This window comes from Actinosynnema sp. NPDC023794, from assembly GCF_040639675.1.
GTDB classification, from domain to species: Bacteria; Actinomycetota; Actinomycetes; order Mycobacteriales; family Pseudonocardiaceae; genus Actinosynnema; species Actinosynnema luteola.
In genome coordinates this window covers 95,750-116,845 of sequence record NZ_JBFAFR010000016.1, presented here as the reverse complement: position 1 = coordinate 116,845, position 21,096 = coordinate 95,750, and the positions used below count along the sequence as shown (strand labels likewise).

The following is a 21,096-nucleotide window of genomic DNA, read 5'->3' as shown; positions in this document are numbered from 1 at the left end:
CCCGTCGTTCACCCGCGCGTGCAGGCCAAGCGGTAGGCGGCGGCGCCGATCAGCTCCAGCGAGATCTGCAGGCGGTCCGGGCTCACGTTCTGCGCGATCGTGTCCTCGGGCGTGTGGTAGAGCGGCTCCAGCTCGTGCGGGCCGCCCTCGCCGCGCCAGCTGAAGTTCGCCGCCGCGATCTTACGCTCGTGGAACGGCACGTGGTCGCTGCTGCCGCGCGGCACCGGGCCGTGCACCTGCGCGCCGTAACCCAGCCGTGCCGCGGCGGCGGCGACCTGGGCGGTGGTGGCGTTGTCGCCGCCGTCCACCGAGAGCAGCCAGTACGCGGTGGCCGGGCCGTGGCTCGTGGCGACCATGTCGTTCTGGAACACGCCCGCGATGCGCGCCGCGTCCGCGTCGGCCAGCTGGTTCACGTAGTAGCGGGAGCCGAGCAGGCCCTGCTCCTCCGAACCCCACAGCACGAACCGCAGCGCCTTGTGCGTCGGCAGGTAGCGCAGCACGCGGGCCAGTTCGAGGGTCAGCACCGTGCCGCTGCCGTCGTCGTTCGCGCCGGGCGAGCCGGGCACGCTGTCGTAGTGCGCGGTCACCATGACCACGCCGTTGTCCCGGCCGGGGAACGTCGCGGGTCGTTCGGCGATGACGTTGTACGAGGTCAGGCCCGCGAGGTGGGTGGTGGAAACGGTCACCGCGACGGCGCCCGCCACCCGCAGCCGCTCCACGTGCACCTGGGCGATGCCCAGCACCGGCACGGTGACGTTCGCGGTCAACGTCGGGGAGAACGCGCCGGTCTTGCCCGCCGGCGGCGTCGACACCCGGCCGACCAGCACGGCCGCCGCGCCCAGCCGTGCCGCGTCCAGCACCGCCGTGGAGCCGGTCGGCACGTTCACCAGCAGCGCGACCTTCCCGGTCAGGTCCGCGGGCAGGGACGCGCCGGTGTCCAGGTCCACCACCGGGCCGCTCGCGGTCACGCCCAGCGCGCCGAAGCGGGAGGCGCCCGCGTTCCAGGTGTCCGACCCGACGGTCAGCGTGGACAGGTACTTGTCCGGCACGGTGAACGGCTGCAACGTCACCTGGTAGCGCAGGTCGCGCAGCACGGACGCGAGGTAGTCGCGGGCCCGGTGCTCGGACTCCGTGCCGCCGATGCGCTGGCCGATCCGCTCGCTGAGCACCCGCAGGTGCTCCATCGCCTTGCGCGCCCGCACCCGACCCACCACCGGGTAGTCGCCGAGGAACAGGTCGGGCTGCTCGGACGCGCCGGGCCGCTGCGCCCGTGCCGCCGGGTTCAGGCCGAGCGTCACCGCGCCGGCCACGGCCGCGGCACCGGTCAGGAGTGAACGTCTGCGCATGTGCGGACCCCCAAGCTCGTAGATCACCCGAACCTAGGCAGGGGTCCGACCCCCTACAAGAGTCCTGTCGGAGGACACGCCTCGTCCAACGGAACCACGACGATCAGCGCTTACGCCAGCGCACCGGACGAGATACGCGAGCGTTGAACTCGGGGGTCCTGAACGTAGGACTCTCGGGTCCTGAACGTAGGACTCACGCGTTCTGGGCGTTCGACACGCGCGGGCGCTGGTCAGCGGGTGGCGGCTTTGTGCAGGTCGCGGAGGGCGCGGACGGCGGCGACGGCGTGGTCCCGGTCCACCGCCTGGACGGCCATGATCGACACGTACTCGTCGTCCGGCAGCTCCAGGCGGGCCCACGACGCGCCGTCCGGGAACGACACGTGCAGCACCTCCGGCCAGCTGAAGCGGTGCGCCGTCACCACGTTGCGCACCTCGACGCCCTCGGCGTCGGCACGCACGCGCGGCCTGGTCAGCAGCAACATGCCGCACGCCAGCAGCACACCCAGGAAGATCATCGCCACCTGGTCGGACGTCCGGAAGATCACGCCGGTCGGCGTGTCGCCCAGCAGCAACCCGACCACGGTGAACACCGCGACCAGGAACACCGCGCTGGCCCAGGCGACCACGCGGATCTTCTTCGGGCGGAACTCGACCACGTCGACGGCCACGGCGGTCCTCACGAGCCCGCTCGCAGCCCGCGCAGCACGACCGCCGTGTCCAACGCCGCCACGCACGCCTCGAAGCCCTTGTCCTCCACCGAGTTCGGGAACCCGGCGCGGGCCAGCGCCTGGTCCTCGTCGTTGGTGGTCAGCACGCCGTTGCCGATCGGCGTCGACGAGTCCAGCGCGACCCGGGTCAGCCCGGCGGTCACGGCGTCGCACACGTACTCGAAGTGCGGCGTGCCGCCCCGGATCACCACACCCAGCGCCACCACCGCGTCGTGCGTGCGGGCCAGTTCCTGCGCCACCACCGGCAGCTCCACCGCGCCCGCCACCCGCACCACCGTCGGCGACGCGACACCGGCCTTCGCCGCCGCCGCCAACGCCCGCTCGACCAGGTTGTCGGTGATCTTCGTGTGCCACCGCGTGGCCACGACGCCCAGCGTCAGCCCCGCCGCGTCGGGGACGACGTCCTCGGGTCGCCCTTCGCCGCTCATTCCGCTCCCTCCGTGGTGGACACCACCGCGCCGCCCTGGGCCAGCGCCTCGTACTGCTCGAGCTGGTGCAGCTCGTGCCCCATCCGGTCGCGCTTGGTGCGCAGGTACCGCAGGTTCTCCGGGTTGGGCGAGATCGGCAGCGCCACCCGGTCGAGCACGGTCAGCCCGTAGCCCTCCAGCCCCACCCGCTTGGCCGGGTTGTTGGTCAGCAGCCGCATCGACTTGATCCCCAGCGAGGACAGGATCTGCGCGCCGGTGCCGTAGTCGCGCGCGTCGGCGGGCAGCCCGAGCCCGAGGTTCGCGTCCACCGTGTCCGCGCCCCGGTCCTGCAGCTGGTACGCCTGCAGCTTGTGCATCAGGCCGATGCCGCGGCCCTCGTGCCCGCGCATGTAGAGCACGACGCCGCGCCCCTGCGCGGCCACCGCCTCCAGCGCCGCGTCCAGCTGCGGGCCGCAGTCACAGCGCAGCGAGCCGAACACGTCGCCGGTCAGGCACTCCGAGTGCACCCGGACCAGCACGTCCTCGCCGTCGCCGATCTCGCCGTAGACCATCGCGATGTGCTCGATGCCGTCGAGCTTGCTGTCGTAGCCGACCGCCGTGAACGTGCCGTGCGCGGTCGGGATGCGCGCCTCGGCGACCCGCTCGACCTGGACCTCCATCCGCCGCCGGTAGGCGATCAGGTCGGCGATCGTGACGAGCGCCAGGTCGTGGTCGGAGGCGAACACCGCCAGCTCGTCGCGGCGGGCCATGTCGCCCTCGTCCTTCTGCGACACGATCTCGCAGAGCACGCCCACGGGCGACAGCCCGGCCATCCGGGCCAGGTCGACGGCGGCCTCGGTGTGCCCGGCACGGCGCAGCACGCCACCGTCACGCGCGCGCAGCGGCACCACGTGACCCGGCCGGTTGAAGTCCTTGGCCGTGGCGTCCGGGTCGGCCAGCAACCGGATCGTGTGCGCCCGGTCCGCCGCCGAGATGCCGGTGGAGATGCCCTCCCGGGCGTCCACGGTCACGGTGTACGCGGTGCCGCGCTGGTCCTGGTTCGTGTGGTACATCGGCGGCAGGTCCAGCCGGTCGCAGTCGCTCTCGGTCAGCGACACGCACACGTACCCGGACGTGTAGCGGACCATGAACGCCAGCAGCTCCGGCGTGGCCTTCTCCGCCGCGAAGATGAGGTCGCCCTCGTTCTCGCGGTCCTCGTCGTCCACGACGACGACGGGCCTGCCCGCGGCCATGTCCGCGATGGCCCGCTCGATGTCGGCGAAGTCGTTCACCGGGCCTCCTCGGCGCGCAGGTGGGGCAGCGCGAGCCGCTCGACGTACTTCGCGATCACGTCCACCTCCAGGTTGACGTGGTCGCCCGGCGCCCGCCGGCCGAGGGTGGTGAGCTCCAACGTGGTCGGGATCAGGCTCACCGTGAACTCGTGGCTGAACCCGGCGGTCGCCTCGTCGACGGCGGAGACCGACACCACGGTCAGCGACACGCCGTCGACGGTGATCGAGCCCTTCTCCACCACGTAGCGGGCCAGGGCGGGCGGCAGGCCGATGTGCACGACCTCCCAGTGCTCGGCCTTCTCCCTGGCCAGCACCACCCCGGTGCCGTCGACGTGGCCCTGCACGATGTGGCCGCCCAGGCGCTGGCCGACGGCGGCGGCGCGCTCCAGGTTGACCCGGTCGCCCCCGGCGATCTTGGCCAGGCTGCTGCGGGTCAGCGTCTCGCGCATCACGTCCGCGGTGAACGCGCCGTCGGCGACGTCCACCACGGTGAGGCACACACCGTTGACCGCTATCGAATCGCCGTGCTTCGCGTCGCTGGTCACCAACGGACCCGCGATGGTGACGCGGGCCGCGTCCGGCAGGTCGGCGACGGCGACGACCTCACCCAACTCCTCGACGATCCCGGTGAACACCGTTCCTCCTCAACGCGCGGGGACTGCGGAGACCCGCACGTCCGGCCCGCACATACTGACCTGCTCCACGACCAATCCCACAGCGTCGGTGACGGTCGACACCCCCGCGTCCCGCAGCGCCTGCGGACCGTCGCCCAGGAACTTCGGGGCGAGGTAGGCGAGCACGCGGTCGACGCGGTCGGCCGCCACGAACGCACCCGCCAGCGTAGGCCCGCCCTCCAGCAGCACGTCGACCACGCCCCGCGCTGCCAACGCGCCGAGCACAACGTCCGGGTCGTGCGTCCGCAGGTGCATCGTCTCCGCCTCGTCGTCCAGCACACGGGCCCCCGGCGGCAGGTCGCCCTTCCCGACGACGACCCGCAACGGCTGCCCGACCCCATCCTGCCCCGGACGCGCGGTCCGCGCGGTCAATCTCGGGTCATCGGTGCGGACCGTGCCGGTACCCACCACGATCGCGTCCACCACCGCCCGGAACTCGTGCACCTCGGCCCGCGACTCCGCCGAGCTGATCCACCGGCTCGTGCCGTCGCCGGCCGCCACCCGGCCATCGAGACTGGCGGCGTACTTCCAGGTCACGTGGGGTCGCCCGGTCCGCGCGTAGTGCAACCAGGCCCGCAACGGCCCCCGCCGCACGGCCTCGCCGGCCACCCCCTCCTCGACCCGGACCCCCGCCTCCCGCAGCACGGCGGCCCCACCGGCCGCCTTCGGATTGGGATCCGCCACCGCGAACACCACCCGCGCCACCCCGGCCGCGAGCAACGCCCCGGTGCACGGCGGCGTCCGCCCGTGGTGAGCGCACGGCTCCAACGTCACCACCGCCGTGCCGCCACGGGCCGACTCACCCGCCTCCGCCAACGCCACCACCTCGGCGTGCGCGCCACCCGGCGGCCGGGTGGCGCCGACGCCGACCACCTGCCCGTCCGCGTCCAAGATCACACAACCCACCGGCGGGTTCGGACTGGTCGTGCCCCGCACCCGCTCGCTCGCCGCGACGGCCAGCGCCATCGCCTCGTCCACGTTCACCGTGCGCGCGCCGCCTGCTCGCGCAGCCGCTCCAGCGCCGCACCGGGATCGGCCGCGTCGTACACCGCCGACCCGGCCACGAAGCAGTCCACGCCGGCCTCGGCCGCCTGCTCGATGGTGTCGGCGTTGATGCCACCGTCGATCTCGACCACCAACCGGAGGTGCCCGGTGTCGACCAACCGGCGCGCCACGCGCACCTTGTCCAACACCTCACCCATGAACGACTGCCCGCCGAACCCCGGCTCCACCGACATGATCAGCAACGTGTCGTAGTGCTTCAGCACGTCCACCCACGGCTCCAGCGCCGTGCCCGGCTTCAACGACAACCCGGCCTTCGCACCCGCCGCACGCAGGTCCTTCGCCAACGCCACCGGATCACCGGCCGCCTCCACGTGCACGGTCACGTTGTACGCGCCCGCCTCCGCGTACCCGATGGCCCAGCGATCCGGGTCGTCGATCATCAGGTGGCAGTCGAGCGGCAGGTCGGTCGCCCTGCGCAACGACTTCACCACCGGCAGCCCGATGGTCAGGTTGGGCACGAAGTGCGCGTCCATGACGTCCACGTGCAGCCAGTCGGCCGACGGCACGGCGGCGGCCTCGTCGGCGAGTCGGGCGAAATCGGCGGACAGGATGCTCGGGGCGATCATCGGCTGGTGGACCACGGGTGCCGAGTCTAGGCTTCCGCGATTGCCCGGACCTGGCCGGGAGCCGCATTTCACCCTCCGCTTTTCCGACTACTCACGCGGGTAGTTCCCTAGCCGCTGTGCCTGCCATAACGTGCACACCGGGGGGCAGCAACTGGGGAGCACTGGGGATGAATGCCGAATTCCGACACAAGATCGCACTGATCACCGGGGCCTGTTCACCGCTCGGCGCCGAGGTGATCGAGTCGCTGGCCAGGCAGGGCGCGCTGGTCGCGGCCGTCGACAGCGACGGCGCGAGACTCGCCGACCTGGTCGAACGCCTCCACGCACAGGGCCTGCGAATCGCCGGCAGGCAGATCGACGTCACGTCCAGCGCGGCCGTGGACGCCCTCGTCGACCAGGTGGAACGGGAGTTCGGCGCCATCGACGCCCTGGTCGCCACGGCGGGCGCGCTGCGCCCCGGCCCGGCCCTCTCGATCACCGACGACGACTGGTCGCACTGCTTCGCGGTCAACGTGGACGGCGTGTTCAACGTCTCTCGCGCCGTCGCCACCAGAATGGTCGACCGGGGCCGGGGAACGATCATCATGGTCCCCGCCCACGTGATCGCCGTGCCGAGATCGGGCATCGCCGCCTACGCCGCGTCACGCGCCGCAGCCATCGCCTACACAGAGTGCCTGGCCGTGGAAGTAGCACCACACGGCGTCCACTGCGCGGTAGTCGCCCCCGCCGACGTCCGCCGAGTCGCCGACGAAGTCAGGTTCCTCCTCGCCGACCCCTCCCCCATCTCCAACGCCGTCGGCGCCTGACCAGACCCAACCCACCCCAACCCACCACCCCCAACGGACCCGGAACCGACCACCGGGGCCCGATTCGACATGGGTCCGGGTGCTTGAAGGCCGGCCCGGGCCCCGTGTCACATCGAGCCGGGCTTGACCGAGCCTCCCCACCCACCGAGCGCCTCCCCACCGACCCGGAACCTCACACCACCGTCGACGTCTCCGCACTCGCCTGCTCGTGCGCCAACCGAGCCAACTCCACCCGCGAACTGATCCCGAGCTTCCTGAAGATCCCCCGCAGGTGGTAGTTCACCGTGTGAGGCGACACGAACAACTGCTTCGCCACCTGCCGGTTCGTCAACCCCGCCCCCACCAACCGCGCTATGTCCCTCTCCGCCCCGGACAACAACCTCCACTCCTCCACCCCACCCCCAACACCCCCACCGGAACCACCCACACCTCCACCACCCGCACGCCCACCCCCGCGTAACCGGGCCAACTCACCATCCGCCCCCATCCGCTCGAAGATCCGCGACGCCACCGTCGTGTGCGCCGAAGCCCGAACCACCTCGCCGGCCTCGACCAGCACCTCCGCGAGATCCGCGTTCGCGTTCGCCCGCGCCCACGGGTGCCGATGCCGCTCCGCCGCCTCCCGCAACCGCTCCACGTCCCGCTCCACCAACGCCCGCGCGTGCCCTGCCGCGACCGACACCGTCGCGAACCCGGGGTTCTCGGCCGCCAACCGCTCGGCCGCGCCGACCACCTCCCCCGCCAGCCCGCTGTCCCCCACCGCCGAAGCCTGCCGCACCAACCACGGCGCGGCCCCCGGCTCCTCGACCAGCATCCGCCGCGCCCCCGCGGGATCGTCCATCCGCTCACGCGCCAACTCCGCAGCCCGCTCCGCCCCACCCCGGGCGTGCGCCAACAACAACTCCACCCAGTCGTACTGCCCCGAGTGCAACACCGCCTCACCCGCCGCCAGCTCCGCCCGGTACCGGCGCACGTGCTCGGTCGCCGCCACGACGTCCCCCCGGTACAACGCCACCGTCGCCAACACGGTCGACGCGAGCGGCACCAGGATCCGCAGCCCGCGGTCCCGCGCGCTCGACAGCCCACGCCGCGCCGCCGCCAGCGCCCGCTCCAACTCCCCCGCCTGGACCAGCACCCTGGCCCGCGCGATCGTCCGGGCGGTCGGCGCACCCGCGTTCACCGCCTCGTCGACGCAAGCCGCCCCGTCACAAGCCACCCCGCCACACCCCGCCCCGCCACAAGCCACGTCGCAGTCCACCCCGTCGCGCACCCACTTCTCCGCCTGCTCGAACTCGCCCAAGGCCGAGAGCTTCAACGCGAACGACACCGCCGACTGCGACTGCCACCACGCCGTGGGCCGGTCGAGCTCCCAGCGGGTCGACTCACGCCCCCAGTACATGGCCTCGGCGAGCTTCCCGGCGTTCCACTCCAGGCACGAGTGGACCGTCGCCGCCATCACCACGTCCGCGTCCGCCGGCTCCCGGTCCCGCGTCGTCAACACCGACAACGCGTGCGCGCCCGCCCTGCTCCCCGTGGCGAAGTACAGCGACAGCAACCGCCCGGCCTCCGCCAGCCGCCGCAACGGCGCGCGCACACCCGGCGTGGTCAGCACGTGCTCCATCTCGGACACCGCGTCGGCGGGCCGGCCGTCCGCCAGCAGGATCCCCGCCAGCACCAGGTGCAGCTCCGCCGCGGCGCCGGCGGGCACCCCACCGGTCAGGCTCTGCCTCGCCAACGCGATGGCGGAGGCGAGCTTGCCGTTGGCGGCCAACGACCGCACGCCGCTCACCACGACCGCGCCCTGCGCCTCGTCCTCCTCGCTCCACTTCCCGGGAGCCCCACCCACCTCGGCCGACCGCGTGCGCAGCGCCTCCGCGTCGTGCCGCAGGGCGTGCCGCACCGACCCGGGCATCGAGTCGACCACCGCCCGCCACACGAGGTCGGACGCGAACTCCAGCCGCTCGTCGACGCACGCCACCAGCCCCGAGGCCAGCACCTCGTCCACCGCGAGGAGCAACGCGCCGGTGGTCTCGTCCATCATCGCGGCCACGTCCTGGAGCAGGAACGACTTGCCGATCACGGCCGCGACCCGCATCACCTGGCCGGCCTTGGCCGACATCACGTCGACCTGACCGCGCACCACGGCCCCGACCCGGCGCGGCAGCCACCCGCCACGCGGCCGGGCCACGCCGTCGCGCACGTCGAGCCTGCCCTCCTCCCTCAAGCCCTCCACGAGTTCGGCGACCAGGCGCGGGTTGCCGCCCGCGCCCGCGGTGAACGAGGCCAGGTCGGGGTGCGGCGCCGCGTCCACCAGGTCGGTGACCATCCGCTCGACCGCGTCGTCGTCGAGCGGCGCGAGCGGGAGCACCTCCCCGTGCCGGCTCAGCGCGTCCCGGATCTCCGCGGCGTCGCCGCACAACGCCGCCAACACCGACACGGATCCGTCCCCGCCCGCCGCCTGCGCCACCTCCAGCAACGCCGCCGGGTCTTCGTGCGCCTCGTCCACCGCGATCAGCACCGGCACCCGATCGCGTTCCACCCGATCGAGTGCCGCCGTCACGTCGGCCGACGCCGCCAACCGGCCACCCGAAACGGGCACCACGGCGTAACCCCGGTCGCGGGCGGCGGCGACCGCCTCACGCAACAGGGACGTCTTTCCGGAGCACGGCGGGCCGTCGATGACCAGCAGGCCACCGGACGTGGACAGGAAGCGGAGAACCGAAGCCCATTCACGATCCCGGCCGTACAATTTCGACACAATCAAGACTGCTACGCATCTCGACTGGCTGTCAATTCAGCCGGTGGCGGCGTTACCGGCGTTTTCACCTAATGCGACGAGCGGCGCCACCCGATCCAGTTCACGCATCACCGACTCGGGATCGGTCGCGAGCACCACTCCGGCGGAACGCAACACGGCCATGTGGCCCTCGAACGCGGGGTGGGCCGCTTGATCGTCGGACACCTGCGGCAGCACGACCATCGGCTTGCGGCTGCCCAACGCCTCGCACAACACCGTGAGCGCCTGGTTGTCCGCGATCCCCACCGCGAGCTTGACCAGCGAGTTCGCCGTCGCCGGCGCGAACACGAACGCGTCCGGCGCCGGGTGGGGCTTGGGCTCCCACGGCAGGCGGGACGTCCACCGCACCGGCAACCCGGTCAACGCCCGGAGCGAATCGGACCGGGGCTCCAGCCACCGGGCCGCGGTAGGCGTGAACGTGATGGCCAACCGCCACCCCTTGGCGGCCAGGGGCCGAGCGAGCCCGTCCACGAACCACTGCTCGACCCCGCCGCCCGCCGACGCCACGACGCCGAGCACCGCCGCACCGCTCACCAGAGCACCACTCACCAGAGCAGACCACCATTCACCGGACGCGGCTCACCGGACCCGCTCACCGACCACCGGTCATCACATCACCGATTCACCTATTCACCGGTCGTCGAGTCACCGGATCAACCCACCACTCACACCGGTCGCCGCAGAATCGCGCAGAACATCGCGTCCGTCCCGTGCTTGTGCGGCCACAACTGCACCTGCGGCCCGTCGCCCAGGTCCGGCACGTCCGGGAAGAACTCCCGCGCGTCCAACCACTCCGCCCCGGTCCGGCGCGCCACGTCGCCCACCACGCCCACCGTCTCCGACAGGTGTGGCGAGCACACCACGTACGCCACCACACCGCCCGGCCTGACCAGTGACAACGCCGCCGTCAGCAGCTCGCGCTGCAACCTCGCCAACGGCGCGACGTCCGACGGCTGCCGCCGCCACCGCGCCTCCGGCCGCCGCCGCAACGCGCCCAACCCCGTGCACGGCGCGTCCACCAGCACCCGGTCGAACCCGCCTTCCTCGAGCCCGGACTCCCGGCCGTCGGCCACGTGCACCGTGATCGGCAGGTCACCCATGGCCTTGCGGATCAGCTCGGCCCGGTGCGGCGCCTTCTCGACGGCGTCCATCGACGCGCCCGACAACCGGGCCAGCGAACCCAGCAGCACGGCCTTCCCGCCGGGCCCCGCGCACAGGTCCAGCCACCGCTCGTCACGGCCCTCGACCGGCACCCGCGTCAACGCCACGGCGCACAGCTGGCTGCCCTCGTCCTGCACGGCCGCCAGCCGCTCACGCACCGCGTCGAGGTCGCCCGGGTCGCCCGCACCCGCGTCGAGATGCACCCCGTACGGCGAGTACGGCGCCACCTCGCCGCCGGTCATCGCGGCCAACTCCTCCGCGCTGCACTCACCGGGCCTGGCCGCCAGGTGCACCGCAGGCCGCATGTCGTCGGCGACCAACGCCTCCCGCAACGGCTCGCCGCGACTGCCGAGCGCCTCCGCGAACGCTTGCGCGATCCACCGGGGGTGCGCGTTGGCCATGGCCACGTACCCGACCGGGTCGGTGTCCTCGTCCGGCGCGACCTCCTCGACCCAGGCCGCCTCGTCCTGCCCGGTCACCCGCCGCAGCACGGCGTTCGCGAACCCGGCCGCGCCCGAACCCCGGTCGGCGCGCACCAGGTCCACCGTCGAGGCCACCGCCGCGTGCGCCGGGATGCGCGTGCGCAGCAACTGGTAGGCGCCCAGCCGCAACGCGTCGAGCACCGCACCGTCCACTTCGGACAACGGCCGGTCGGTGCAGGCCGCCAGCACCGCGTCCAGCAGCCCCTGCGCGCGCAGCGACCCGTACGTCAACTCGGTCGCCAGGGCCGCGTCACGCCCGGTGATCCGACGTTCCCGCAGGATGCCCGGCAGCACCAGGTTCGCGTAGGCGTCGCGCTGCCGAACGGCGCGCAACGTGTCCAGCGCGGCCTGCCGCGCCGGGTCCTCCACGGGTGGCCGCTCCGGACCGGTGCGACCGCGCGGCGGGTGCGCCCGCCGGGGGCGGGATGGACGCGAAGACCTCTGGGTCATGAAATCCGTTCCCCCGCTTCGATCCGGGCGCCGCGCGCCCAGTCGGTCGCCGACATCCGCTTCTTGCCCTGCGCCTGCACCTCGCCCAACGCCACCGGGTCGGTGGCCGTGCCGACGAGCACGCGCTTGCGCTCCACCCGGATCTCGCCGGGCGCGAGCGGCTCGTCCGCCTCGACCGGGAGCACCGGGCCGAGCTTGAGCCGCTCGCCGCGGAACTCCGCCCACGCGCCGGGGTCGGGCGTCACCGCGCGAGCCACCCGGTCGATCGCGACCGCGGGCGTGCCGAAGTCGAGCCGCGCGTCGTCGACGGTCACCTTCGGCGCGTAGCTCACGCCCTCCTCGGGCTGGTCCACCGGTCGCAGCGTGCCGTCCGCGATACCGTCCACAGTGGACAGCAGCAGTCGCGCGCCGGACTCGGCGAGCCTGCCGAGCAGGTCACCGGCCGTGTCCCGGTCGCGCACCCGCTCGGTCACCACGCCGTACACCGGGCCCGCGTCCAACTCCTTGACGATGCGGAACGTGGTCGCGCCGGTGATGTCGTCGCCGTGCCGCACGGACGCCTGCACGGGCGCCGCGCCGCGCCAGGACGGCAGCACGGAGAAGTGCAGGTTCACCCAACCGTGGCGAGGGATCACCAGGGCGGACTCGGGCAGCAGCGCGCCGTAGGCCACCACCGGGCACAGGTCCGGCTCCAGCTCCTTCAACTGCGCCTGGAACACCGGGTCGCCCGCCTTGGCCGGCGCCAGCACCTCGATGCCGCGTTCGTCGGCCAGCGCCGCGACCGGGGAGCGCTCCACCCGGCGGCCACGACCGGCGGGCGCGTCCGGGCGCGTCACCACGGCCACGACCTCGTGCCGGCCGGACTCCAGCAGCGCCCGCAGCGACGGCAGCGCGACCTCGGGCGTGCCCGCGAAGACCAGCCGCATGTCAGACCCCTCCGCAACGCACGTCGGGACTGGGACGGGACGGCCTGGTGTGGTGGACGAACACGCACTCTCCTCGCATCTTCCTGCGACACCGCAGACCGCAAGTCTAGAAGAGCGCCTTCCACCCAGCTCGACGCGACGTCGCCGCCGTCTGCGAGCAGCGGCCGTCAAACACCGAACAGCGGGTGGGGCGACTGCTTGATCGTCGGCACCCCGCCGTCGAACCACGACTGCTGCCGGATCGCCCGCATGGCCTCCTTGCGGGTGCCCTCGTCCAGCCGGTCGAGGAACAGCACGCCGTCCAGGTGGTCGGTCTCGTGCTGGATGCAGCGGGCCAGCAGGTCCGTGCCCTCGACCTCGATCGGCTCGCCGTGCATGTTCCAGCCCCTGGCCACCACGTGCCGGTGCCGGCGGCAGTCCCACGACAGGCCGGGGATCGACAGGCAGCCCTCCGGGCCGTCCTGCTCCTCCTCGCCGACCACCTCGAACGCCGGGTTGACCAGGTGACCGGCGAAGCCGTCGCAGTGGTAGGTGAACACCCGCAGGCCGACGCCGAGCTGCGGCGCGGCCAACCCGGCGCCGCCCGCCTCGCTCATGGTGTCCCACAGGTCCTTGACCAGCTTGCGCAGCTCCGCGTCGAAGTCGGTGACCTCGACGGCGGGCGTCCGCAGCACCGGGTCGCCGAACAGCCGGATCGGTTGAACGGTCACGCGCACTCCTCGAAGCCTGGGGAGGTTCCAGTCTACGAAAGCACGCTCAGTGCTCCAGGTCACGGCCGAGGAAGGCGACGCCGACCAGCGCGGCGAGGAAGTGCCCGACGAACCGGGCCGCCGTCGTGACCACCGGCTTCACCGCGTCGGCGGCCGGGCGGCTGACAGCGCTCGGCGTGGGTGTCATGGTCATCGTGGTCATGTCGGCTCCTCTGTTCCCGGCTCCTCGCGGGCTCCCAGCGTGCGCCCCGGCGCCGTCGGCGGGCGTCCGCTCGGAGTAGCGGGACGCCGTCATCCCCGGGGATGAGATCGGCTGCAACGCCGGGGGCGGTTGCGGCTACCTACCGGCATGACTGCTGCGACATCGGGCCGGCAGGGGGCAGCACGGGTGACCGACACCGACGCGGAGCTGTGGGCGCGCGGCGACCAGGAGGCGTTCGGCGCGCTGTTCGACCGGCACGCCGAGGCGGTGTGGAACCACGCCTACCGGCTGACGGCGTCGTGGTCGCTCGCCGAGGACCTGACCTCCGCCACGTTCCTGGCCGCGTGGCGGCGCCGGTCCGAGATCACCCTGGTCCGGGACAGCGCCCTGCCGTGGCTCTACACCGTGGCGGGCAACCTGGCGCGCACCGAGTTCCGCCGCCTCGGCCGGTTCCGGCGGGCGTTACGCCGGGTTCCCGACGACGACGTGGTGCCCGACCACGCCGAGCGCGTCATCGCCTCGGTGGACGACGACCGCGCGTTGCGCCGGGTCCTGGCCGTGGTGGCGACCATGCCCAAAGCCGAACGGGAGGCCGTGGAGCTGGTCCTGCTGGGCGAGCTGTCCACGGCCGAGGCCGCCGAGGTGCTCGGCGTCGCCGAGGTGAGCGTGCGCTCGCGGATCTCGCGGGCCCGTGCCCGACTGCGTGCTGTGGAGGAGCGATGAGCCAGCCGGGGATCAACCTGCCGCCGCGCCGCCCCCTGCCACCTGACGTGCGCAAACGGCTGCGCCGCCGGGTCGTGGGCGGTGGGGCCGTGCGCGCGCCGCTCGCCGCCGCGGCGGCCGTCGTGGTGCTCGCCGCGGGCGGTGCGGTCATCGCCCGGTCCACCGGGGGTGACGATCGCACCGCCGTCACGCCGCCGTCCACCACCTCCTCGGCGGCCGGGTCGCAGCCCCCTCCGGTCACCGGCGTCTCGCCCGGGGCGACCACGACCGACGCGGCGCGGTGCGGGCTCGGCGACGCCGACGTGCGGTTCACCCTCCTCCTCGCGGGCCGCCGGATCCTCGTGACGCGGGACGACCGGTTCTGCGAGCTCACGCACACGACGATCTCGACCAACAGCCCCGCGGTCGGCCCGGTCCCGCTCGCGGACGGCGCGGCGGCGGTGTTGTGGCGCAGTGGCAGCGGCGTGCTGATCGGGCGCGTGCCGGCCGGGACCAGGCACGTCGAGCTGGACTCCGGGGACCCGACCGGCACCGGACCCGTCCCGGTCTCGCTGGTGGAGGACCTGTTCGTGACCCCGTACACCATGGTGGGCTTGTCGGCGCGCTTCACCACGCCGTCGAGCGCGGTCTTCGCGGGGATCGACGTCGTGGCGCTGCCCACCGCGGAGGTGTGGGCGGCGCCGCGGGAGGAACTGCCACCGGGCGACCCGGACGTGGCCCGGTGCCTGGACCGGGCCCTGCGGGACGCGGCACGGTGGGTGGGCGACCCGCTGCGGTGGCGACCCGGAGCGATCTCGGGCCACCTGCCCGATGCCCGACTGGTGCTCCACGACCAGGCCGGGAAGACCGCCTACTGCGAGTTCAGGCTGGGGCGGCCGTTCCTCGTGCACGAGGAGAACGCGTCACGGCAGGGTGGCGAGTGGTTCGAGGTCCGCTACGTGACCAGTCAGCAGACCGGCCCCGGACCCGGCGACGGGCACGTCCTGCTGGCCGGCACGGTCGACGCGACGCGCGTGGGCGGCCTGGAGATCACCGACCCCCAAGGTCGAACGGTGCCGGCCACCCTCGGGGACGGCACGTTCATCGCCCGGTTCGACCAGCGGCACCTGTCCGCGACCGACGCCGTGCTCGAAGGCTTCCAGGTGCGCGTGCTCGACCACGGCGACCAGCCGGTCGAGACCGTGACGCTGGGCTGAGACCGGTGTGGTCCCACCTGGTCGAGGGGTGGGTGGGACCACACCACCACGTCATCGCGTCGGCCACACCGCCCGGGCCGCGCCGCCGCCGCGCCGGGACGTCTCCGCCGCCGCGCGCCACCGGCCGTCGGGCAGGCGTTCGACCGCCGTGACCGCGCCGATCTCGGCGGTCGACGTGAACCGGTGGCCCAACGCGCGCAGCGCCGCGGCTTCCGCGCCCGCCAGGAACGCGGGCTCGGCCTGGGTGTTGGCGGCGTTGCGCTGGGACGCGCGCGGCGCGGCGATGGCCTCGACCAGCGGCGTGCCGCGGTCCAGCCGCCGGGTCAGCACCTGCAGGACGGTGGTGATGATGGTCGCGCCGCCGGGCGAGCCGAGCGCCAGCACCGGCTTGCCGTGCTCCAGCACGATCGTCGGCGTCATGGACGAGCGCGGGCGCTTGCCGGGCCCGGGGAGGTTCGGGTCCGGCACGCCCGGCGTCACCGGCGTGAACGAGAAGTCGGTCAGCTCGTTGTTGAGCAGGAACCCGCGACCGGGCACCACGATGCCGCTGCCGCCCTCCTGCTCGATGGTCAGCGTGTAGGCGACCACGTTGCCCCAGCGGTCGGCGACCGTCAGGTGCGTGGTGTCCGTGCCCTCGTACGGCGTGGCGGCCGGCTCGCCGCTGGTACCGCACGGCGTCGGGTTGCGCGGATCACCGGGTGCGACCGCGCCGGACATGGCCGCCGTCGGCGAGATCAGGCACGCCCGGCTGTCGGCGAAGCGCTGCGACAGCAGCTCCCTCGTCGGCACGTCGCTGAACGCCGGGTCGCCGACCCAGCGGTTGCGGTCGGCGAACGACAGCCGGCTGGCCTCCAGGAACCGGTGCAGGTACTGGAGCGGGTCCTCCGCGGCCAGGTCCGTGGTCTCCAGGATGTTCAACGCCTCACCGGCGGTCGTGCCGCCGGACGACGGCGGGGCCATGCCGAACACGTCGTAGTCGCGGTAGCGGACGCGGGTCGGCTCGCGCAGCGGCGCCTCGTACCCGGCGAGGTCCACCGCCGTCATGTCACCGGCCCGGACCTTGCGGGTGGAGCCCGCCACCACCGGCGGCTGCCGGACCGCCGCCACCAGGTCGCGCCCCACCTCGCCGCGGTAGAACGCCGACATGCCGTCCTTGCGCAGCGCGCGGTAGGTGTCGGCCAGGTCGGGGTTGCGGAACGTGCTGCCGATCGCCGGCGGTGCGCCGCCCGGCAGGTACAGGGCGCTGGTCGAACTGAAGTCCGCGAAGCGGGCGGCGTTGTCGGTGACCTGCCGGTGGAACGTGGCGTCGACGGTGAAGCCGCGCCGGGCCAGCTCCTCCGCCGGCCGCACGGCCTGGTCGAGCGACCACGTGCCCCAGTGCCGCAGCGCCTGCTGCCAGGTGCGCGGCGTGCCGGGCACGCCCACCGACAACCCGCTGGTCGTGGCCTCGGCGAACGGGAGCGCGACGCCGTTCTCCACGAACAGGTCCGCGTCGGCGGAGGCGGGCGCGGTCTCCCGCCCGTCCACTGTGGACACGCGGTGCGTGCGGGCGTCGTAGTGCACGAAGAACCCGCCGCCGCCGATGCCGGCCGAGAACGGGTCGGTGACGCCCAGCGCGGCGGCGACGGCGACGGCGGCGTCCACCGCGTTGCCGCCGCGGCGCAGGACGTCGACGCCGATCTGCGAGGCGTCGGGGTCGACGCTCGAGACCACGCCGCCGAAGCCGACCGCTTCGGGCACGCGTGGTGGATCGGCGACCGCGGTGGCGGTGGCGGGCAGGAGGGGTACGACGAGGAGTGATGCGAGGACGCTGGCGACAGTCGACCGGAGCATCGTTCCCTTCTACTCCACCCCGGCCGAAAGCAGAACCACCCGGACGTCGCCGTGTCGGGTACCGCGCCAGAGGACTTCGTGCCACCAGGGGGCTTCGTCAGAGGACTTCGAGCGGGTCGAGCTTGACCCGCACCACGTCCGGTTCCTTCCGGGCGCTGCGCACGGCCAGCACGTCGGCCAGCAGCGTGGCCAGCGCGCGGCCCTCCGTCCTGGACACCCGGACCAGGGCGCGTTCCTTGTCCTCCGACAGCGGCACCGGGCCGAGGATCTCGCCCGTCGGCGGCAGGTCGAGCTCCTCCAGGACGCCGGCCAGCGCGTCCGGCGCGCCGTCCACGGTGGCCATCCGCACGGCGGGCGGGAAGCCCAGCTCGGCCCGCGCCGCCAGCTCCTGCCGCGCGTGCCACACCGGATCCCACCGGACCAGGGCCTGGACCGGCGCCAACGACGAGTCCGCGACCACGACCACCCGCCCGGCCGCGTGGACCAGCGCCGCGGCCGTCATCCACCGCCGCAGCGCCTCCTCCGCGGCGCGCAGGTCGGCCCGGCCGAGCAGCGCCCAGCCGTCCAGCAGCAGGGCCGCGCCGTAACCGCCCTCGGTGAACGGCTCCGCGCCCGGCGTGGCCACCACCAGGGACCGGCCGCCCGGCACCTCGGCCAGCACCTCGTCGCCGCCCGACGTGCGGACCGGCACACCGCTGAACGCGCGCCCCAGCTCCTCGGCCGTGCGGCGGGCGCCGATGACCTGGCCGCGCAGCCTGCGCGAACCGCAGGTCGGGCAGCGGTAGGCCGCCTCCGTCGCGCCGCACCACCGGCAGTACGCGGGCCTCGGCACGCCGTCCTGGGTGCCGCCCGGCAGCGCCAACGGGCCCGCGCACCGGCGGCACCGGGCAGGCGACCGGCACTGACCGCAGGCCAACGCGGGCACGTACCCGCGCCGGGGCACCTGGATGAGCACCGGCGTGTCCGCCGCCAGCGCGGCCCGCGCCGCGTCGAAGGCGATCGACGGCAGCCTGGCCGACCTCGCCGCCGCGTCCTTCACCTCCTGCCACTCGCTCTCGCCCACCGCCGCGACCCTCGGCGCCACGGCCCGCAGCGTGTCGCGGGCCGCGACCACCTCGTGCGCCCAGCCGCTGTCCACCAGCAGCTGCGCCTCCGCGGTCCGGGCGAAGCCCCCGACCAGCAGCGACGCGCCGGTCAGGTGCGAGCGCTGGACCAGCACGTCGCGCACGTTCGGGTAGGGCATCCTCGGCTCGGCGTGCAGGTCGTCGCCGTCGTCCCAGACCGCGACCAGCCCGAGGTCCCGCACCGGCGCGAAGGCCGCGCCACGCGTGCCCAGCACCACCCGCACCGCACCCCGCCGCACGGCCAGCCACCGCTTGTACCGCTCGGACGGCCCGAGGTCGGCCGACAGCGTCACCACGCCCGCCTCGCCCACCAGCGCCGCGCACGCCCGCTGGAGCCGGGCCAGGTCGCGGTGGTCAGGCACGACCACCAGCGCGCCCTTGCCCGTGCTCGCCACCGACGCCGCCGCCTCGGCCAGCCGGGCGGGCCAGTCCTCGGCGGGCAGCGCCTGCCACACCGCCCGCGCGGCGCGGCCGGACCGCAGCGCGTCCAGCAGGTTCGGCCCGAACGGGTAGCGCGCCCACCCCTCGTCCGACGGCGCCTCGGGCACCGGCGCGGGCTCGCCGGAGGGCTTGGCCTCGGCCCGCGCGTGCCGGGGCGGGATCGCCATCCGCAGCACGTCGATCAACGACCCCGCGTACCGGTCCGCGATCGCGCGCGCCAGCTCCGCCACCTCCGGCGACAGCACCGGCTCCGGCGAGATCACCCGGTCCAGGAACGTCAGCTTCCGCCCGTACTCCGACGACTCCGCCCGCTCCAGCAGGTAGCCGTCCACCAACTGGCCGGCGAACCGCACCCGCACCCGGCAGCCGGGCACGGCGTCCGCGTCCTGCTCGGTCGACACCTGGTAGTCGAACGGCCGGTCGAGGTGCGCCAGCGGCACGTCCACGCACACGCGGGCGACCGGCAGCGAGGCGGCGGGAACCCGCTCGCCGCGCCTGGTCGTCGCCTTGCCCGCCACGGGTGGAGGTCTACCAGAGACCGGGGTGGACGCCCGCAACCCGGGGCCGAACCGCGAACCGTGCAGTCATGACCCCAGTATCGAACAAACGTTCGAGCCAAGCAAGATCACGACCGGGTGATCGTCGGCGACACGCTCTCCCGCCCGTTCTCCAGGTGCCCCGCCAGCCTGCGGTGGAACCCGCCGTCCGACGTGATCGTCACGTCGTACCAGCCGTGCCGGAACGCGGTCAGCCACGGCACCAGCCGCCGCCTGCCCGGCCGCACCGGCACCGTGAAGTCCCGCCCGTCCCCCACCACGGCGAACGTCACGTCCGACGTGCCGGAGTTCGCCAACGTGATCGACACCATGCGGCTGTGCGCCGACGACTCCACCGCCGCCGACTCGCCCCGAACGCCCGCGAACTCGCGCCGGAACCCGTTCGGCCCGACCACGGTGAACCGGTACCGGTCCTCGAACGGCACCACGACGTCCACCGAGGACCGCACGTCGAAGTGCGCCGGGCCCTCGAACTCGCCCGCGTGCGGGTACAGCGCCAGGTGCACGCTCTCGTGACCCGAGTTCCGCAGCTCCAGCCGCACCTCGCCGCCGACCGCCGCGCCGGACGCGTCCGGCTGGTAGGGCAGCGGGCGGGCGGGCCGCGCCCCCGGTTCCTGCCGGTCGACGGGCGGCCCCTGCTCCACCACCACCGGCCGCCGCGCCCGCCGGCTGAAGTCGAACGCCGAGGTCAGGTCGCCGCACGCGGTCCGCCGCCACGGGTCGATCCCCGGCGCCGACACGCCGAGCCACCGTTCCAGGAACCGGATCGTGGACGAGTGGTCGAACACCTGCGAGTCCACGTACCCGCCGACCGTCCACGGCGACACGACGACCATCGGCACGCGTGGACCCAGCGGGGGCCCGTCGCGCGGTGGGCACGGCGGCGGCACGTGGTCGAAGTGCCCGTCGGCCTCGTCGTGGGTGACGAACAACGCGGTCGAGTCCCACACCTCCGGCGTGGACGCCACCGCGTCCAGCACCTGGTAGGTCAGCGTGGGGTCGGGGTGCTCGCAGGCCATGAGGAACGACACCCGGGGCAGCCGGCCCGCCACCACGTCGGCCCGGAACGCGTCGAGCGCGTCGAGGTCGGGGAACACCCCCGGCAGGGCTTTGCGCGCGAACCGGGCGGAGAACGGGTCCGGGCGGTCGCCCCACCCCCGGTAGACGCGCCATGACGTGTTGGCGGCTTGCAGGCGTTCGGCGTAGTCCGCCCACTGCGCCTCGGCGTGGGGCGTGCCGTGGTAGGCGTCGCAGACCGTGAACGTGTCCGCCAGTTCGTAGTCGAACGGCAGGTCCCGCCGGTCGTGGGCGGTGGCGGTGCGCGCGTCGTCGATCGCGTTGCGGTCGGCGAGGCCGCGCACCCCGCGCAGCGTGCCGTAGCAGTGGTCGAACGACCGGCTCTCCCGGACGAGCAGCACGACGTGCTCGATGGCGGACAACCCGCCCGGCCGGGGCTCCCGGGCCAACACCTCGTGCACCGACGGCGGCAGCGAGGAGCCTGCCGCGGCGGTGGGCGGCGTGCGACGCGTGGCGGGCATGACCGTGTCTAACGCGCGCCGGTGAACTCAGGAGGTCCTGCGGACCACACCCGTGCGACCCGCGGCGGACAT

At 73.8% G+C, this 21,096-nt stretch carries 19 protein-coding genes; 3 read left to right on the top strand and 16 right to left on the bottom strand.

Annotated features, from left to right (window positions below; translation table 11 throughout):
• Positions 1–8 precede the first annotated feature (8 nt).
• The 7 genes from AB0H12_RS28420 to rpe all read right to left on the bottom strand — a co-directional run bounded on the left by AB0H12_RS28420 (position 9) and on the right by rpe (position 6,078).
• Positions 9–1,346, bottom strand: a complete 1,338-nt coding sequence (locus tag AB0H12_RS28420) for a M28 family peptidase (RefSeq protein WP_499626860.1) — start codon at positions 1,344–1,346, stop codon at positions 9–11.
• Between the two features lie 230 nt (positions 1,347–1,576).
• The gene (locus AB0H12_RS28415) at positions 1,577–2,014 is read right to left on the bottom strand and encodes a PH domain-containing protein (RefSeq protein ID WP_372470622.1); all 438 of its coding nucleotides are present in this window, start codon (positions 2,012–2,014) and stop codon (positions 1,577–1,579) included.
• Positions 2,015–2,022: 8 nt separating this feature from the next.
• Positions 2,023–2,502, bottom strand: a complete 480-nt coding sequence (gene ribH / locus AB0H12_RS28410) for a 6,7-dimethyl-8-ribityllumazine synthase (protein ID WP_499626858.1) — start codon at positions 2,500–2,502, stop codon at positions 2,023–2,025.
• On the bottom strand, positions 2,499–3,773 hold the full coding sequence (locus AB0H12_RS28405; RefSeq protein WP_499626856.1) for a bifunctional 3,4-dihydroxy-2-butanone-4-phosphate synthase/GTP cyclohydrolase II: 1,275 nt from the start codon (positions 3,771–3,773) through the stop codon (positions 2,499–2,501). Before AB0H12_RS28405 ends, ribH begins: the two co-directional genes overlap by 4 nt.
• Positions 3,770–4,408 (bottom strand): riboflavin synthase, encoded by a 639-nt coding sequence (locus AB0H12_RS28400; protein ID WP_230569176.1) that lies wholly within the window; start codon positions 4,406–4,408, stop codon positions 3,770–3,772. Before AB0H12_RS28400 ends, AB0H12_RS28405 begins: the two co-directional genes overlap by 4 nt.
• A gap of 9 nt (positions 4,409–4,417) precedes the next feature.
• The gene (gene ribD, locus AB0H12_RS28395) at positions 4,418–5,413 is read right to left on the bottom strand and encodes a bifunctional diaminohydroxyphosphoribosylaminopyrimidine deaminase/5-amino-6-(5-phosphoribosylamino)uracil reductase RibD (RefSeq protein WP_499626961.1); all 996 of its coding nucleotides are present in this window, start codon (positions 5,411–5,413) and stop codon (positions 4,418–4,420) included.
• Positions 5,414–5,427: 14 nt separating this feature from the next.
• Positions 5,428–6,078: a ribulose-phosphate 3-epimerase gene (rpe, locus tag AB0H12_RS28390; protein WP_499626960.1), complete on the bottom strand. Its 651-nt coding sequence runs from the start codon at positions 6,076–6,078 to the stop codon at positions 5,428–5,430.
• A 167-nt stretch (positions 6,079–6,245) separates the two neighbouring features.
• On the opposite strand from rpe, the gene AB0H12_RS28385 reads away from it, so the two are divergent.
• Positions 6,246–6,884: an SDR family NAD(P)-dependent oxidoreductase gene (locus tag AB0H12_RS28385; protein WP_499626854.1), complete on the top strand. Its 639-nt coding sequence runs from the start codon at positions 6,246–6,248 to the stop codon at positions 6,882–6,884.
• Positions 6,885–7,056: 172 nt separating this feature from the next.
• Here AB0H12_RS28385 and AB0H12_RS28380 read toward each other — a convergent pair whose 3' ends face one another.
• The 6 genes from AB0H12_RS28380 to AB0H12_RS28355 form a co-directional block, all read right to left on the bottom strand.
• Entirely contained in the window at positions 7,057–9,528 is a 2,472-nt protein-coding gene (locus tag AB0H12_RS28380) for a helix-turn-helix transcriptional regulator (protein ID WP_499626852.1), read from the bottom strand.
• Positions 9,529–9,678: 150 nt separating this feature from the next.
• Positions 9,679–10,215: a flavoprotein gene (locus AB0H12_RS28375; RefSeq protein WP_499626850.1), complete on the bottom strand. Its 537-nt coding sequence runs from the start codon at positions 10,213–10,215 to the stop codon at positions 9,679–9,681.
• 131 nt (positions 10,216–10,346) lie between these two features.
• Entirely contained in the window at positions 10,347–11,774 is a 1,428-nt protein-coding gene (locus AB0H12_RS28370; protein WP_499626848.1) for an RsmB/NOP family class I SAM-dependent RNA methyltransferase, read from the bottom strand.
• Positions 11,771–12,700, bottom strand: coding sequence for a methionyl-tRNA formyltransferase (gene fmt / locus AB0H12_RS28365; RefSeq protein ID WP_499626846.1), 930 nt, complete (start codon positions 12,698–12,700; stop codon positions 11,771–11,773). The genes AB0H12_RS28370 and fmt overlap by 4 nt, the downstream gene beginning before the upstream one ends.
• Before the next feature lie 167 nt (positions 12,701–12,867).
• Positions 12,868–13,410, bottom strand: a complete 543-nt coding sequence (gene def, locus AB0H12_RS28360) for a peptide deformylase (protein ID WP_499626844.1) — start codon at positions 13,408–13,410, stop codon at positions 12,868–12,870.
• Positions 13,411–13,456: 46 nt separating this feature from the next.
• Positions 13,457–13,612, bottom strand: a complete 156-nt coding sequence (locus tag AB0H12_RS28355) for a hypothetical protein (protein ID WP_499626842.1) — start codon at positions 13,610–13,612, stop codon at positions 13,457–13,459.
• A gap of 147 nt (positions 13,613–13,759) precedes the next feature.
• Here AB0H12_RS28355 and AB0H12_RS28350 point away from each other — a divergent pair, with 147 nt between their 5' ends.
• Both AB0H12_RS28350 and AB0H12_RS28345 read left to right on the top strand, forming a co-directional pair.
• Entirely contained in the window at positions 13,760–14,335 is a 576-nt protein-coding gene (locus tag AB0H12_RS28350; RefSeq protein ID WP_499626840.1) for an RNA polymerase sigma factor, read from the top strand.
• Entirely contained in the window at positions 14,332–15,531 is a 1,200-nt protein-coding gene (locus tag AB0H12_RS28345; RefSeq protein ID WP_499626838.1) for a hypothetical protein, read from the top strand. Before AB0H12_RS28350 ends, AB0H12_RS28345 begins: the two co-directional genes overlap by 4 nt.
• A 51-nt stretch (positions 15,532–15,582) precedes the next feature.
• On the opposite strand, the gene ggt is transcribed toward AB0H12_RS28345, so the two are convergent.
• From ggt to AB0H12_RS28330, 3 genes are all read right to left on the bottom strand, one after another.
• A complete protein-coding gene (gene ggt, locus AB0H12_RS28340; protein ID WP_499626836.1) occupies positions 15,583–17,364 on the bottom strand; it encodes a gamma-glutamyltransferase in 1,782 nt (593 codons plus the stop codon).
• Between the two features lie 97 nt (positions 17,365–17,461).
• Complete coding sequence (locus AB0H12_RS28335; RefSeq protein ID WP_499626834.1) at positions 17,462–19,447, bottom strand: primosomal protein N'; 1,986 nt, start codon at positions 19,445–19,447, stop codon at positions 17,462–17,464.
• Between the two features lie 107 nt (positions 19,448–19,554).
• Positions 19,555–21,024: an alkaline phosphatase family protein gene (locus tag AB0H12_RS28330; RefSeq protein WP_499626832.1), complete on the bottom strand. Its 1,470-nt coding sequence runs from the start codon at positions 21,022–21,024 to the stop codon at positions 19,555–19,557.
• Positions 21,025–21,096 lie beyond the last annotated feature (72 nt).

What these genes read in the sequence shown, in the direction of transcription:
- ribD (WP_499626961.1), bottom strand. Translation starts at nt 5,413, where the DNA reads ATGGCGCTGGCCGTCGCGGCGAGCGAGCGGGTGCGGGGCACGACCAGT.
- fmt (WP_499626846.1), bottom strand. Translation starts at nt 12,700, where the DNA reads ATGCGGCTGGTCTTCGCGGGCACGCCCGAGGTCGCGCTGCCGTCGCTG.
- rpe (WP_499626960.1), bottom strand. Translation starts at nt 6,078, where the DNA reads ATGATCGCCCCGAGCATCCTGTCCGCCGATTTCGCCCGACTCGCCGAC.
- AB0H12_RS28350 (WP_499626840.1), top strand. Translation starts at nt 13,760, where the DNA reads ATGACTGCTGCGACATCGGGCCGGCAGGGGGCAGCACGGGTGACCGAC.
- AB0H12_RS28385 (WP_499626854.1), top strand. Translation starts at nt 6,246, where the DNA reads ATGAATGCCGAATTCCGACACAAGATCGCACTGATCACCGGGGCCTGT.
- AB0H12_RS28370 (WP_499626848.1), bottom strand. Translation starts at nt 11,774, where the DNA reads ATGACCCAGAGGTCTTCGCGTCCATCCCGCCCCCGGCGGGCGCACCCG.
- AB0H12_RS28345 (WP_499626838.1), top strand. Translation starts at nt 14,332, where the DNA reads ATGAGCCAGCCGGGGATCAACCTGCCGCCGCGCCGCCCCCTGCCACCT.
- AB0H12_RS28355 (WP_499626842.1), bottom strand. Translation starts at nt 13,612, where the DNA reads ATGACCACGATGACCATGACACCCACGCCGAGCGCTGTCAGCCGCCCG.
- ggt (WP_499626836.1), bottom strand. Translation starts at nt 17,364, where the DNA reads ATGCTCCGGTCGACTGTCGCCAGCGTCCTCGCATCACTCCTCGTCGTA.
- AB0H12_RS28420 (WP_499626860.1), bottom strand. Translation starts at nt 1,346, where the DNA reads ATGCGCAGACGTTCACTCCTGACCGGTGCCGCGGCCGTGGCCGGCGCG.
- ribH (WP_499626858.1), bottom strand. Translation starts at nt 2,502, where the DNA reads ATGAGCGGCGAAGGGCGACCCGAGGACGTCGTCCCCGACGCGGCGGGG.
- AB0H12_RS28330 (WP_499626832.1), bottom strand. Translation starts at nt 21,024, where the DNA reads ATGCCCGCCACGCGTCGCACGCCGCCCACCGCCGCGGCAGGCTCCTCG.